This window comes from Myxococcus sp. CA023 (assembly GCF_010998615.1).
Taxonomy (GTDB): Bacteria; Myxococcota; Myxococcia; order Myxococcales; family Myxococcaceae; genus Myxococcus.
The window spans coordinates 53240-66854 of record NZ_JAAEAH010000004.1 but is presented as its reverse complement, the minus strand read 5'-3'; the positions used below and the strand labels follow the sequence as shown (position 1 = coordinate 66854).

Here is a 13615-nt window from a genome sequence, read left to right as displayed (position 1 = left end):
ACCGGAGCCTCGATGAAGATCCACGAGTACCAGGGCAAGGAAATCTTCCGGAAGTACGGCGTGCCCACGCCGAAGGGCATCCTCGCCGTTTCCGCCAACGACGCGGAGGCCGCCGCGAAGCAGCTCGGCACTTCTGTGGTCGTCGTGAAGGCCCAGATCCACGCGGGTGGCCGTGGCAAGGGCGGCGGCGTGAAGCTGGCCAAGAGCCCCGCGGAAGCCAAGGAGCTGGCCAAGCAGATGCTTGGCATGAAGCTCAAGACCATCCAGACCGGGCCGGAAGGCCAGACGGTCCACAAGGTCTACATCGAAGAAGGTCTCGCCATTGGCCAGGAGCTGTACCTGGGCGTGACGCTGGACCGCGCCACCAGCCGCATCACCTTCATGGCCTCCCGCGAAGGCGGCGTGGAGATTGAAGAGGTGGCGGAGAAGCACCCGGAGAAGATCCTCCGCGAGGCGGTGGACCCGGCCGTGGGCTTCCAGGACTTCCAGGGCCGCAAGCTGGCCTTCGGGCTGGGCCTGACGGGCCCGACGGTGAACAAGTTCGTGCAGTTCTGCTCGGCGCTGTACCGGATGTTCATCGACACGGACGCCTCGCTCGTGGAGATCAACCCGCTGGTCATCCTGAAGGATGGCGGCGTGGTGGCGCTCGACGCGAAGGTGACCTTCGACGAGAACGCGCTCTACCGGCACAAGGACCTGCTGGAGTACCGCGACCTGGCCGAAGAGGAGCCCCGTGAGATCCAGGCCAAGGAGTGGGACCTGGCCTACATCGCGCTGGATGGCAACATCGGCTGCATGGTGAACGGCGCCGGCCTGGCGATGGCCACCATGGACACCATCAAGCTGGTGGGCGGCAGCCCGGCCAACTTCCTGGACGTGGGCGGCGGCGCCAACAAGGAGAAGGTCACCGCGGCCTTCAAGCTCATCCTGGCGGACCCGGCCGTGAAGGCGGTGCTGGTCAACATCTTTGGCGGCATCATGAAGTGCGACGTCATCGCCGAGGGCATCATCGCCGCGGCGAAGGAGGTCCAGCTCAAGGTTCCGCTCGTGGTGCGGCTGGAAGGCACCAACGTGGAGAAGGGCAAGGAACTGCTGAGCAACTCCGGCCTCGCCATCACCCCGGCGGACAACCTGCGTCAGGCGGCGGAGAAGGCCGTCGCCGCGGTGAAGTAATCCCGCGCACTCTTTCCTGAAAGAACGCCATGGCCATCCTCGTCAACGAAAACACGAAGGTCCTCTGCCAGGGCATCACCGGCTCGGCGGGTTCGTTCCACGCGAAGCAGATGCTCGAGTACGGCACGAAGCTCGTTGCCGGTGTGACTCCGGGCAAGGGCGGCACCACGTTCGAAGGCAAGGTCCCCGTGTTCAACACGGTGGCCGAGGCGGTGAAGGAGACGGGCGCGAACACGTCCGTGGTCTTCGTACCGCCCCCCTTCGCCGCTGACTCCATCATGGAGGCCGCGGACGCGGGCGTGGCCCTCATCATCGTCATCACCGAGGGCATCCCGGTCAACGACATGGTGCGCGCCAAGCGCTACCTGCAGGGCAAGCCGGGCATCCGGCTGGTCGGTCCCAACTGTCCGGGCGTCATCACCCCGGGCGCGCTGTGCAAGATCGGCATCATGCCGGGCCACATCCACAAGCCGGGCCGCATCGGCGTGGTGTCCCGCTCCGGCACGCTGACCTATGAGGCCGTGCACCAGCTCACCCAACTGGGCCTGGGCCAGTCCACCGCCGTGGGCATCGGCGGTGACCCGGTCAACGGCACGGACTTCGTGGACGTGCTGAAGCTCTTCAACGCGGACCCGGACACCGACGCCGTCATCATGATTGGCGAAATCGGCGGTGACGCCGAGGAGCGCGGCGCCGAGTACGTGGCGCGCGAGTTCACCAAGCCCATCGCCGGGTTCATCGCGGGCCAGTCCGCGCCCCCGGGCAAGCGCATGGGCCACGCCGGCGCCATCATCTCCGGCGGCAAGGGCACGGCGACCGAGAAGATCAAGGCTATGGAGGCCGCGGGCATCCTGATGGCCGCCAGCCCCGCCGAGCTGGGCACCACCCTTCAGGAGGCCCTCAAGCGGGGCGCTCCGAAGAAGCGCTAAACCCCAACGGAAACACAAGAAGGAGCCAGTCACATGGCTATTGAGCGTACGCTGTCCATCATCAAGCCGGACGGCCTGGAGAAGGGCGTCATCGGGAAGATCATCAGCCGCTTCGAGGAGAAGGGGCTGAAGCCGGTCGCCATCCGCCTGCAGCAGCTCTCCCAGGAGCAGGCCGAGGGCTTCTACGCGGTCCACAAGGCCCGGCCCTTCTTCAAGGACCTGGTGCAGTTCATGATCTCCGGCCCGGTGGTCCTGATGGTGCTGGAAGGTGAGAACGCGGTCCTGGGCAACCGGGACATCATGGGCGCCACCAACCCCGCTCAGGCGGCCGAGGGCACCATCCGCAAGGACTTCGCCACCAGCATCGACAAGAACACGGTGCACGGTTCCGACAGCCTGGAGAACGCGAAGATCGAGATCGCGTACTTCTTCCGGGAGACGGAGATCCACGCCTACCCGTACCAGAAGTAGCCGGCCGGCCCCCAGCGGGGCCACCGTTCCAGGCCCGGTGTCCGCGCTCTCAGAAGGCGCGGGCCCGGGCCGCTGTTCTTTCAGGAGACACAACCCGGTAGTGTCCACGAGGCGGGTAGGGGAGCATGGGCTCCTTTGACTTGCCGTGCCCAGGTGTGGGAAGGGACGCCCCTGGGCCCACCGTTAAGCGCAACGACGATGTCAGAGACCTCCGCCACCTCCCTGCCAGTCACCGAGCCATTGCCGGCTCCCGCGCCCGCCAAGCTGGTGGACGTGGCCAGCCTGTCGTTGGAGGCGCTGTCGCGCTTCGTCACCGAGGAACTGGGTGAGCGCGCCTTCCGTGCCCCGCAGATCTACCGCTGGCTGCACCAGCGCGGCGCCACCTCGTTCGACGAGATGACGGACCTCTCCAAGGTCCTGCGCGAGAAGCTCGGGGCGCGGGCGGAGATCGTCCCCCTGGTGAAGGACTGCGAGCTGCGCAGCATCGACGGCACCATCAAGTACCGGTGGAAGACGCGGGACGGGCGCTACATCGAATCCGTCTACATGCCCACCGAGGACCGCAGGACGTTGTGCGTGTCCACGCAGGTGGGCTGCGCCATGGCCTGCGGCTTCTGCATGACGGGCACCATGGGGCTCAAGCGCAACCTGACCCCCAGCGAGATTGTGGCCCAGGTCCACGCGGTGAACCGCGAGGTCCGCAAGAACGAGGGGCACGAGACGCTCCGCCCGCTCTCCAACCTGGTGTTCATGGGGATGGGGGAGCCGCTCCACAACTTCGAGAACCTCAAGACGGCGCTCTCCATCCTCCAGTCCGAGAACGGGCCGAACTTCAGCCACCGGCACATCACCGTCTCCACCGTGGGGCTGGTGCCGATGATTGAGCGTTTCGGCAAGGAGACGGACGTCAAGCTGGCCATCTCCCTCAACGCCAGCACGGACGAGCAGCGCAGCAAGACGATGCCCGTCAACCGCAAGTGGAACATCGCGGCCTTGCTGGACGCCTGCCGGAAGTTCCCGCTGCGTCAGGGCCGCCGCATCACCTTCGAGTACGTCCTCATCAAGGGCTTCAACGACGCGGACGAAGACGCGCACCGGCTCATCGAGCTGCTCAAGGGCATCCCGGTGAAGGTGAACCTGATCCCCTACAACGAGAATCCCGGCCTGGGGTTCCACACCACCGGCGAGGAGCGGGCGGAGGAGTTCCGCGCCATCCTCGCGGACGGCCATGTCGCCGCCTACATCCGCAGGAACCGGGGCCGGGACATCGCCGGCGCCTGCGGGCAGCTCGCCAATCGCGGCGAGACACAAGCCGGGGCCGATAGTACAACATAAGGTCCCGAACTTCCTTGACAATCCAACGGGTGAGGCGTTAAGAGCGCCACCCCTTTCCTAAGACGTTTCCTGTTTGTTGGAGAGCATTCAATGGCCGTTGTCCTCCGTCTTGCCCGCGCGGGCGTCAAGAAGAAGCCGTACTACCACGTGGTCGCCACCGACTCCCGTAACCCCCGGGACGGCAAGTTCATCGAGGCCGTGGGTGCGTACGACCCGAACCAGGAGCCGCCGAAGGTGGAGTTCAACGAGGAGCGCCTCAACTACTGGCTGAAGACGGGCGCGACGCCGTCTGAGACCGTTGCGGACCTGATCAAGGTCGCCGGTAAGGCCAAGCCCGCTCCCGCGGTCTGAGCCACGCCCGAGTGGACGTGGAGCAGCTTCTCAACTATCTGGCGCGGGCCCTGGTCGATCATCCTGACCAGGTCAGCCTGCGCATTTCCGAGGCGGAAGGGGCCCGGCTCTTCGAGCTGAAGGTCTCCGCCGAGGACGTCGGCAAGGTCATCGGCCGTGACGGGCGCACCGTGAATGCCCTCCGGACGCTACTCAATGCCGCCGCACAGAAGTCCGGGCAGAAGGTCCGCCTGGAGATTCTCGACGACCGGCGCAATGCAGCAGGCGCTCCGGTCGCGCCGGACTCCGCGCAGTGACGGCCACCAGTCCCTATCTGGAGTTGGGATACGTCGCGCGCGCTCACGGCCTGCGTGGCGAGGTCGCCATTCGCGCGTTGGATCCGGCGTCGGAGACGCTCGACACCGTCGAACGCATCTGGGTGCGGACGCGCGCCGGTGTGGAGCGGGAAATGCGGCTGGAGGCGCTCCGGCCCACGCCCAAGGAGGACATCGTGGTCCTCGAGGGCGTGGAGTCGCGGAACGACGCGGAGGCGCTCGTGGGCGCCAAGGTGTTCGTCTTCCGCGAGGATCTGGAGCCGCCCGCGGAGGGCGAGTTCTTCCAGGGTGACCTGGTGGGGCTCGATGCCGTGGACGCCAACGGGAACGCGTTGGGCCGGGTGGAGGAGATCTGGGCCACCGGCGAGGTGCCCAATCTGGTCATTCGCGCTTCCGGGCGCGAGGAGCTGGTGGTTCCCTTCGCCGACGAGTTCGTCCCCACCGTGGACCTCGAGGCGCGGCGAATCGTCATCCATCCGCCCGAGTACGTGGAGGGGGGACGCAAGGACGCCGAGTCGGGTGGAGGCCCGGAGGACGCGGAATGAGCCCACCGTATCCGGTGGAGATCCTCACGTTGTTCCCCGGCATGGTGACCGGTTACCTGGGGGCCAGCATCCTCGGGAAGGCTCAGGAGAAGGGCCTGCTGGCCACCACCATTACCGATATCCGCGAGTACGCCGAGGGCAAGCACCGCGTCACCGACGACGCGCCCTACGGCGGTGGCGCCGGCATGGTGATGAAGCCGGAGCCCCTGGTCGCCGCGATTGAGGCGGCCAAAGCGCGGCAACCGGGCGCACGGGTGCTGCTCATGAGCCCCCGAGGGCCCACCTTTACCCAGGCCACTGCGCGTGAGTTGGTCCGTCACGAGGCGGGCCTCATCCTGGTCTGCGGCCGCTACGAGGGCGTGGACGAGCGGGTGATGGCGCACCTCGACGGGGAGCTGTCCCTGGGAGACTTCGTTCTCACGGGCGGCGAGTTGGCGGCCATGACGGTGGTGGACGCGGTGGCGCGGCTGGTGCCCGGGGTCCTGGGCAACGTGGATTCATCCGTCACGGAGAGCTTCGAGGAAGGCCTGCTGGAGCATCCCCAGTACACCCGCCCGCCTGTCTTCCGGGGCGTCGAGGTGCCGGCCGCCCTGCAGTCCGGCGACCATGCCCGGATTGCCCGCTGGCGGCGCTGGAAGTCGTTGGTGCTCACCCATGAGCGCCGCCCGGACCTGTATGCCCGCGTGGCGTTGTCGAAGGCCGACCAGAAACTTCTGGCCCGGCGGGAGGAAGAGCTGTAACCCTGAGCGTTGCTAGCGGGTTGGATCATCAGGGCTTGTCCGACACCGCTCTCTCTGTTAGTACGGCCCGCTCTTCACGCGACCATCGCGTCAGTTCAAGTTTTTCCGGAGTTTGTCATGCGCAACGCCGCCATTCAGCACATCGAGGCCAAGTTCCTGCGCCAGGATGTCACCGTGTTCAATACCGGTGATTCCGTGCGCGTCCACTGGAAGGTCAAGGAGGGCGAGAAGGAGCGCGTGCAGGCGTTCGAGGGCATCGTCATCCGGAAGACCAAGGGCGCCCACCGCGCCACCTTCACGGTGCGCAAGCTCTCCTTCGGCGTCGGCGTGGAGCGCGTGTTCCCGCTGCACAGCCCCCGTTACGAGAAGATCGAGGTCCTGTCGCGCGGTGACGTGAACCGCAAGCGCCTGTTCTACCTCCGCGACCTCAAGGGCAAGGCGGCGCGCGTCGACGTCATCGAAGAGCCGAAGCCGGCCAAGAAGGCCGCCTCGGCCTCCTGAGCGCTTCCAGCGCCTGTGCAGTGAAAAGGAGCGTCCGATCCCGGACGCTCCTTTTTTCATTCGCGCTAACATGCGCGGGCCATGCAATTCGCCGAAGTCGCCGTCCAGAACGTCCGCGGTTTCTCCCCCGCGGGGCGCTTTGCCCTGAAGGCGGGATACCTCGTCCTCAAACCGCCCTCGGCGGAGTCGAGCCCCCTGGCGGGCCTCTCCCTCGCGTTGCTCTTCGCGGATGGGCGCGGCACTGACGCCAGCTTCATCGCCGCCGGTGCGAAGTCGGGCAAGGCGGCCCTGACGTTCGTCGGAGTGGATGGGGTGACGTACCGCGTGCTGCGCGACCTCGGCGGCTCCGGGACGTTGCACCGGATGAATCCCACGACGCAGCAGGCGGAGCTCGTCTCGTCGGATGCGTCGGAGATCAGCCAGTTCCTTCGCGGACAGGCGGGACTTCCACCGAAGACCACGTTCGAGCAGGTGTACTGCCTTCAGTCCGCGCAGTTTCCCTCGCGACGCCCGAGGAAGTCCGCTGCCGCCGCGGCGAAGGTGGACCCCAAGACGTCCGGCAGGTACCCGTCATTGGCGTCCGCCTCCACGGTGCTGCCCGCGGAGGACATCCCCGCCGCCGAGGCGAAGCTGCGCGCGCTGGAGCAGGAACTGGCTGCCTCCACGGAGGTGGACAGCCTCCAGTTCAAGGCGGACGGCGTGGCGTCCCAGATCTTCGACGCCGAGCAGCGGCTGAAGGGCACCGAGGGGCTCAAGGTGGCCATCGCCGAGGCCGAGGCCGCCTGGCGCGCGGCGCCGACGCCTGGCTCTCTGGGACTGCCCCAGGACATCGTGAACCGCCTGAAGCGCCACCCCAAGGTGATTGCCAGGCGTGACGAGGCCCTGGCGCGCCTCAACGCGGACCGGGAGAACGAAGCGGAGGCTCGTCCCGCCTCGGTGCCGCCCCTGACGCGGAACATGGGGTTCTGGGCCGGCCTGGGCGCGGGCGTGCTGTTCCTGGCGCTGGCTGTGGGCCTGGGCTTCGGTGTGGACCGGACCTTCCGCTACCTGGCGCTGCTGGACATCCCGGCCTTCGGCGTCGCCGCCTTCCTGGCGCTGCGCTACGTGGATGACCTGCAGAAGGCCACGCGTCACGGCAGCAAAGAGAACCGCTTCGACATCCGGGAGAAGAAGATCCTCGAGGAGTACGAGGCGGAAGCCGCGCCGCTGCGCATGGCTCAGAAGGCGCTCGACGTGGAAGAGCTGGACGGCATCGCCCCGGCCCTGGAGCGCAAGGAACTGCTGGGCGCGCGCGTCGCGGAGCTGCAGGACCAGCTGCAGACGATGGAGTCGGATCCGGACTACCTCGCGGCTGCCGCCCAGGTTCAGTCGCTGAAGGCGGAGGCGGAGGCGCTCAACGAGGAGCTGACGCAGAAGGGCACGTACGTCCGTGACGTGCGCGAGGTGGAGCGCGAGATGGGCCGGCTGAAGGAGTCCATTGCCCTGGCCAAGGCGCCTCCACCGCCGGCCGCGCCGGGTCCGGATGGCTCCGTGCCTGTGGAGACGCTGGAGGATCCGTCGCCCATGCTGCTGTCCCAGGCGGCGGACGTGTTCACCACGGACATCCTGTCCGTACAGGCGATGCTGAAGGAGCGGTGCGTCCAGTACCTCACCGCGCTCACGGACCGGCGGTACCAGGGCATCGAGTGGGACCGCGAGGGCAAGGGCTTCGCCCTGGCCTCGGGCCGGCGGGTGCCGGTGGGCGAGCTCCCCGCGAAGGACCTGGACCTGTACTACGTGGCCCTGCGGATGACGGTGGTGGAGAAGGCGAGCGCCCGCGTGAAGCGTCCCTTCCTCCTGGAGGACGTCTTCACGGGAATGGAGGAGGTGAAGCTGCCCCTCATCGCCCGCATGCTGAAGCACCTGGGCACGCTGACGCAGGTGCTGCACGTCACCTCGCACCCGGGCTTCGCGCAGATGTCGGACGGACCCGTTAACGTCTGAGGCGACGTGGCGGGTTGCCTCCAGGGGGGAGGGCCGTCAGGGGAGGGGTGGATGCGACGGGCGGCGCCGGCTGAGCGGCGGGAGTATGGGAATGCCGGGGAGGAGGCGGCGGTGCGCTTCCTGGAGGCACAGGGCTGGCGGGTGCGGCATCGCAACTGGACCTGTCGCTTCGGGGAACTGGACGTGGTCGCCGAACGTGACGACCTGGTGTGCTTCGTGGAAGTGCGGATGCGCTCGACGGCCACCTGGGGCGACCCCTCCCACAGCGTGTCTTTCGCCAAGCAGCGCCGGGTGGTGAAGGCGGCGCTTCGGTACCTGTTCGCGCATGACTTGCGTGGACGGATGTTCCGTTTCGACGTGATTTCGGTGGTGGGGCGCGGGGAGCGCGCCACCGTGGAGCACATCCCTGGCGCCTTCGACGCGGGGATGTGAGAGGACGACGCCATGGCTGGAACGCTCTATCTGGTGGCGACGCCCATCGGGAACCTGGGGGACGTCACGTCGCGCGCGTTGGAGACCCTGCGCGCGGTGCGCTTCATCGCGTGTGAGGACACGCGGCACTCGCGGGTGCTGCTCGACCACTTCGGCATTGGCGGGAAGGACCTGGTGAGCCTGCCTGCCTTCGCGGAAGGGCAGCGAGCCGGACGCATCCTGGACCGGATTGGGGAAGGGGAGGACTGCGCGCTTGTGACAGACGCGGGCAGCCCCGCCATCAGTGATCCGGGCGAGAAGCTGGTGGCCGAGGCGCTGGAGCGCGGATTGACGGTGGTGCCGGTGCCAGGCCCCACGGCACTGGTCGCGGCGCTGAGCGCCTCTGGATTGCCCACGGGGCGCTTCCACTTCCTGGGCTTCCTCCCGCGCAAGGGCGCCGAGCGCCGGGCGATGCTGGAGGAGGTGGCGCAGTTGTCCGCCACCCTGGTGCTGTATGAGTCCCCACGCCGCCTGTCGGAGACGTTGCCGGACCTGCTCGACGCCTGGGGCGACCGGCGCGCGTGTGTGGCGCGGGAGCTGACGAAGCTGCACGAGGAGTTCGCCCGGGGCACCTTGTCCGAACTGGCCGCGCGCTACGCGGCGGAAGAGCCCCGCGGCGAGGTGGTGGTGCTGGTGGAGGGTCGCACCGGCGAGACGCGCTGGTCCGAGGAGGAATTGCGCCGGGCCCTGGAGGAGGGGCTGTCGCGCGGCGAGAAGCTCAAGGCGCTGAGCACCGAGCTGGCCCGCCGCGCGGGCTGGGCCGGTCAGGACGTCTACCGGCTGGGGCTCTCGCTGAAGCGCTGAGTCCCCAGGTGGGCGCCGTCATCGGCGCCCACCGGGCCACGCTAGAAGCTGAACGTGGCGCTCAGGTCGAAGCGGAACGTGGTGCTCTCCACCGCGCGGAAGCGGCGAGACACCAGGTCATAGCGCCAGTCGAAGTTGGGGTTGAGCTCGGGCGAGCCGGGCTGCAGGTCCACGCCGCCGTCGTTGTTCACGTCACGCCCCGGCTCCTCGGCGGTGAGGGCGTGGTTGGTGTTGTAGAGGAACGTGCCGGAGGCGCGAATCTGGAAGGCCTTCGACGGGTTCGCGGTGACGCCCAGCATGCCACCCACCTGGAAGTAGTCCTCGGAGGTGAGCAGCTTGCGCAGGGCGGCGCTCAGCTCGTTGTAGTAGCGGCCGCTGCCCACGTAGTTGCCGATGCCTCGGACGTCCAGGGCGAAGCGCTGCGACTTTGCCGGCCGGTTGAAGGGCACCAGTTCCACGCCGAAGAGCATGCCCGCGGTGTGCGGGGCGTTGATGCCCGTCTCCTTGCGGTTCCACGGCCCCTGGAAGCAGTTGTCTGGGGCGCCCAGGTTGTCCGGGTTGGAGTCCTTCTGGGCGCAATTGGAGTAGGCGCCCGGACCGCGCACGGGGATGGTGTAGTGCGCCTTGAAGTACGGTTCGGCCGCGCCGATGCGGCGCGAGAAGGCCGTGTAGAGCTGGTACTTGTGGACGCGGTCGCCGATGTTGCCGCGGCTGTCCGAGTTGGTGGTGTCCGCGGCCGCGTCACGCAGCTTCGCGGTGGGGGCCTCGTACTCCAGGCCGACAATCCAGGTGGGCTTCGTCTCGTCCTTCTCCTGGTTGAAGAAGGCGTAGGCCAGGCCGAAGCGCATGTTGCCCAGGCCGCCGCGGAAGCTCTCCTGCGGTACGCCGAACAGGGCGCTGCCAGGTGCCGAGCCCTCCAGACAGCCCGGGATGACGGAGCCGTTGGCGTTCAGGCAGTTGTTGGTGATGGTGGACGTCTCGGACGACGAGTTGGACGTGAAGTCCCAACGCTCGTTCTGCGAGAAGACGACGGGCAGGGCGAAGGAGAACTCCAGGTCCCTGTAGAGCCCGACGGACAGCTCCAGGTTGAGCCGGGCGTCCACGCCCTTGTACCAGAGCTCCGACGCATCCACGCGGCCCCCCGGTTGCCCGGCGGGGGCCAGCTGCTCGCGGACGATCTTCGCGCGGTTCTGTGTGCGCTCGAAGCCGACGTCGATGAAGAGATCGAACGGGTCGTCCTCCTCGAGCGACGACGCAATCCGGGTGATGTCCGCCGCGGTGGCGGCGAACGGCGCGCCCAGCGTCAGCGCGGCAAGTACGACGCGAAGCCTGTGCATCCGACCTCCGACGGCAAATCTCCCCGGCCTTCCGGCAAGCCCGGGGGGCTTCCAGCTAGCCGTGCCGTCGAAGGAGTGTCAAGAAACGGGTGGCTTTTACTTGCCGGCCACCACGGACGCGCTCAGCAACCCGTCCATGCGGCGCATCTCCGCCTCGAAACCCGACCGGTGTTGCGCGGCCAGTGAGCGGCGGTAGGTCTTGTGCTGGTCGTAGGGGTCCAGCACCCGGTCATCCTGCGTCATGAGCTGGTAGTGGAGGTGGGGGGCGAAGCTGCGGCCCGTGTTGCCGCTCTTGGCGATGACTTGCCCCACGGAGAACCGGGTGCCCGGCTTGACGCTTTTGTCCACCTCGTCCAGGTGGAGGAAGAGCGCGCGGCGCCCCTTGCCGCCCGACTCCACCAGCTCGATGCAGTTGCCGTTGCTGCTGAAGTTCCAGTTCTTCCGCTTCACCACGCCGTTGAAGGGGGCCTTGATAGGCGTGCCGACCGGGGTGCGGAAGTCCACGCCCTTGTGCTTGCGGCCGTCGCGAAGCAGGGACGTCACCTGCTCGTAGTCGTCGATGGGGGAGCGCTCCAGTCTCAGCTCCAGCTCGTCGCCGCCAGACAGGTAGTACCGGGCATTGGGCTCGCCGTTGGCCTGGTAGCGGTACGCGCTCATCGTCTTGCCCAGCTTGGCGCTGGTGAAGCGCACCGCGTGCACCAGGGGCTCCTCGTTGGTGCGGCGCTGGTAGAGCACCTCCAGCGTGTCACCGCGGAGAATCTCCCCGGGCACGGAGACCCACCACACCAGGGTGCGCGTCACCACTTGCGCCAGCGCCGGACCCACGTCCGAGCCAGCGGCGTTGACGAGCGCGGTCTCCAGGGGGCCGTTGATGCTCACCGATACGCGCTCCAGGCCTGCGGCCTTCACCGGGTCCGTGGCCACGGGCGCCGGCGTGGGCGCCGCGGCGACGGCGCCCGCGTCGGGGACTGCGTTGGGCATCTGCGCCGCGGACTCTTCCGTCGCCTGAACCATCCGCTGCTTCCACCACCACACGCCGCCGGCGGCACCGCCGAGGATGAGTGACACGGCGACCACCGTGCCGAAGGGACTGCGCTTCGGAGGGGCACCGAGTGTGGGAAGGTTCGGCCGCATACAAGCTCCCTGAGTTGGAATGGGTGGGCGGGCCCGGAACCGACGCGCGCGAAGCGGAATTCCGCCTCTTCGCGGTCTATTCGTCCGGGCCGTCTTCCTGCCCGTCTGGTGTGGTGTCGCGCAAGCCAAACTCCTTCATCTTCGTCTGGAGTGACTTGCGGCTGATTTGAAGCAACCGAGCGGCCCGGGTGACGTTGCCACCCGTCTCCTCGAGCTTCTTCACGATGAGGTCCCGCTCGAGCTCGGCGGCCTTCATCCGGACGATGTCCTTCAGGCCGACTTCCCCCGTGGGAACGTCGATGGAGGCCACCGCGCTGGCAAGGTTGGCGCCCGCATGGACGCTCGTTCCCTGGCGGACCGGCTCCGGCAGGTCGCGGGCGGTGATGAGAGGCCCGTCCGCGAACAGGAGCACACGCTCGATGAGGTTCTCCAGCTCGCGGATGTTGCCCGGCCACGCGTAGCCCTGGAGCAGGGCCATGGCGTCGTCGGCGATGCCTTCAATCTTCTTGTTGAGGCGCCGGTTGTACTTCTCCACGAAGTGCCGGGCGAGCATGGGGATGTCGCTGCGGCGCTCGCGCAGGGCGGGCAGGGAGATGGGGACCACCGCCAGGCGGTAGTAGAGGTCCTTGCGGAAGCGGCCGGCTTCAATCTCCGCCTGGAGGTCGCGGTTGGTGGCGGCCACGAGCCGCACGTCCACGCGCGTCGTCTTGATGCCGCCCACGCGCTCGAACTCGCCCTCCTGGATCGCGCGCAGCAGCTTCACCTGCATCTCCACCGGAATCTCGCCGATCTCGTCCAGGAAGAGGGTGCCTTCGTCGGCCAGCTCGAAGCGGCCGGGCTTGGACGTGACGGCGCCGGTGAAGGCCCCTCGCTCGTAGCCGAAGAGCTCGCTCTCCAGCAGCGTGTGGGGAATGGCGGCGCAGTTGATCTTGATGAACGGCTTGTCGCGGCGGCTGGAGGCCCCGTGCAACGCAGTGGCGATGAGCTCTTTGCCGGTGCCGCTCTCCCCGGTGATGAGCACCGTGGACGGCGTGTCCGCCACCTTGTCGATGATCTTGTAGACCTCTTGGATCGTCGACGAGTCGCCGATGATGGCCGCGCGTGCCTTCACGTCCGGGCGCACGGAGCGGCGGGCGCTCTCGTTCGTCTTCGCGGCCTTGGCGACGACGGAGGACAGCTCCGCTTGATCAAAGGGCTTGGTGATGTAGTCGAACGCGCCCGCCTTGATGGCGTCCACGGCGGAGTCCACCGTGCCATGCGCGGTGATGATGATGACAGGGACGTCCGGGTTGGCGGCGCGGATGGTGCCGAGCACCTCCATGCCGCCCACCTTGGGCATCACCAGGTCCGTCACCACGATGTCCGCGCCGTTCTTGTGGAACTCGGCGAGCCCTTGCTCGCCGTTCTCCGCAACGGTGACGTCGAAGCCGTCCCGGCGCAGCATCGCGGCGAGCACCTTGCGGAGGTTCGCCTCGTCGTCGATGACCAGGACCTTGGCCATGGTGGAAGTCGTGACCGCGGGCGACC

Annotated in this window: 15 protein-coding genes; 12 read left to right on the top strand and 3 right to left on the bottom strand. The window is 67.7% G+C overall.

Going from position 1 to position 13615, the window contains the following annotated elements; translation table 11 throughout:
* Positions 1-12 precede the first annotated feature (12 nt).
* The 12 genes from sucC to rsmI all read left to right on the top strand — a co-directional run bounded on the left by sucC (position 13) and on the right by rsmI (position 9617).
* Positions 13-1173 (top strand): ADP-forming succinate--CoA ligase subunit beta, encoded by a 1161-nt coding sequence (gene sucC / locus F8M74_RS02130; protein WP_141254352.1) that lies wholly within the window; start codon positions 13-15, stop codon positions 1171-1173.
* A 29-nt stretch (positions 1174-1202) separates the two neighbouring features.
* The gene (gene sucD / locus F8M74_RS02125) at positions 1203-2102 is read left to right on the top strand and encodes a succinate--CoA ligase subunit alpha (protein WP_011553571.1); all 900 of its coding nucleotides are present in this window, start codon (positions 1203-1205) and stop codon (positions 2100-2102) included.
* Positions 2103-2135: 33 nt separating this feature from the next.
* Positions 2136-2573, top strand: a complete 438-nt coding sequence (ndk, locus tag F8M74_RS02120) for a nucleoside-diphosphate kinase (RefSeq protein WP_002640621.1) — start codon at positions 2136-2138, stop codon at positions 2571-2573.
* A 198-nt stretch (positions 2574-2771) separates the two neighbouring features.
* Positions 2772-3908, top strand: coding sequence for a 23S rRNA (adenine(2503)-C(2))-methyltransferase RlmN (rlmN, locus tag F8M74_RS02115; protein WP_141254353.1), 1137 nt, complete (start codon positions 2772-2774; stop codon positions 3906-3908).
* Positions 3909-3998: 90 nt separating this feature from the next.
* A complete protein-coding gene (rpsP, locus tag F8M74_RS02110; RefSeq protein WP_011553574.1) occupies positions 3999-4259 on the top strand; it encodes a 30S ribosomal protein S16 in 261 nt (86 codons plus the stop codon).
* 11 nt (positions 4260-4270) lie between these two features.
* Complete coding sequence (locus F8M74_RS02105; protein WP_011553575.1) at positions 4271-4555, top strand: KH domain-containing protein; 285 nt, start codon at positions 4271-4273, stop codon at positions 4553-4555.
* Entirely contained in the window at positions 4552-5118 is a 567-nt protein-coding gene (gene rimM, locus F8M74_RS02100; RefSeq protein WP_141254354.1) for a ribosome maturation factor RimM, read from the top strand. Before F8M74_RS02105 ends, rimM begins: the two co-directional genes overlap by 4 nt.
* Positions 5115-5858 (top strand): tRNA (guanosine(37)-N1)-methyltransferase TrmD, encoded by a 744-nt coding sequence (gene trmD, locus F8M74_RS02095; protein WP_141254355.1) that lies wholly within the window; start codon positions 5115-5117, stop codon positions 5856-5858. The genes rimM and trmD overlap by 4 nt, the downstream gene beginning before the upstream one ends.
* A 117-nt stretch (positions 5859-5975) precedes the next feature.
* Positions 5976-6359 (top strand): 50S ribosomal protein L19, encoded by a 384-nt coding sequence (gene rplS, locus F8M74_RS02090; protein WP_140791565.1) that lies wholly within the window; start codon positions 5976-5978, stop codon positions 6357-6359.
* A gap of 81 nt (positions 6360-6440) precedes the next feature.
* Positions 6441-8342, top strand: a complete 1902-nt coding sequence (locus tag F8M74_RS02085; RefSeq protein ID WP_141254356.1) for an ATP-binding protein — start codon at positions 6441-6443, stop codon at positions 8340-8342.
* A 51-nt stretch (positions 8343-8393) separates the two neighbouring features.
* Complete coding sequence (locus tag F8M74_RS02080) at positions 8394-8774, top strand: YraN family protein (protein ID WP_141254357.1); 381 nt, start codon at positions 8394-8396, stop codon at positions 8772-8774.
* A gap of 12 nt (positions 8775-8786) precedes the next feature.
* A complete protein-coding gene (gene rsmI, locus F8M74_RS02075; RefSeq protein WP_011553581.1) occupies positions 8787-9617 on the top strand; it encodes a 16S rRNA (cytidine(1402)-2'-O)-methyltransferase in 831 nt (276 codons plus the stop codon).
* 41 nt (positions 9618-9658) lie between these two features.
* Here the strand turns inward: rsmI and F8M74_RS02070 are convergent, their stop codons facing one another.
* The 3 genes from F8M74_RS02070 to F8M74_RS02060 all read right to left on the bottom strand — a co-directional run bounded on the left by F8M74_RS02070 (position 9659) and on the right by F8M74_RS02060 (position 13589).
* Entirely contained in the window at positions 9659-10954 is a 1296-nt protein-coding gene (locus F8M74_RS02070; protein WP_141254358.1) for a hypothetical protein, read from the bottom strand.
* Between the two features lie 96 nt (positions 10955-11050).
* Positions 11051-12217 carry a peptidoglycan DD-metalloendopeptidase family protein gene (locus F8M74_RS02065; protein ID WP_141254359.1) on the bottom strand — a complete coding sequence of 389 codons (1167 nt, stop codon included), beginning with the start codon at positions 12215-12217 and terminating at the stop codon, positions 11051-11053.
* Positions 12165-13589, bottom strand: a complete 1425-nt coding sequence (locus F8M74_RS02060) for a sigma-54 dependent transcriptional regulator (protein ID WP_141254360.1) — start codon at positions 13587-13589, stop codon at positions 12165-12167. The genes F8M74_RS02065 and F8M74_RS02060 overlap by 53 nt, the downstream gene beginning before the upstream one ends.
* Positions 13590-13615: the final 26 nt, after the last annotated feature.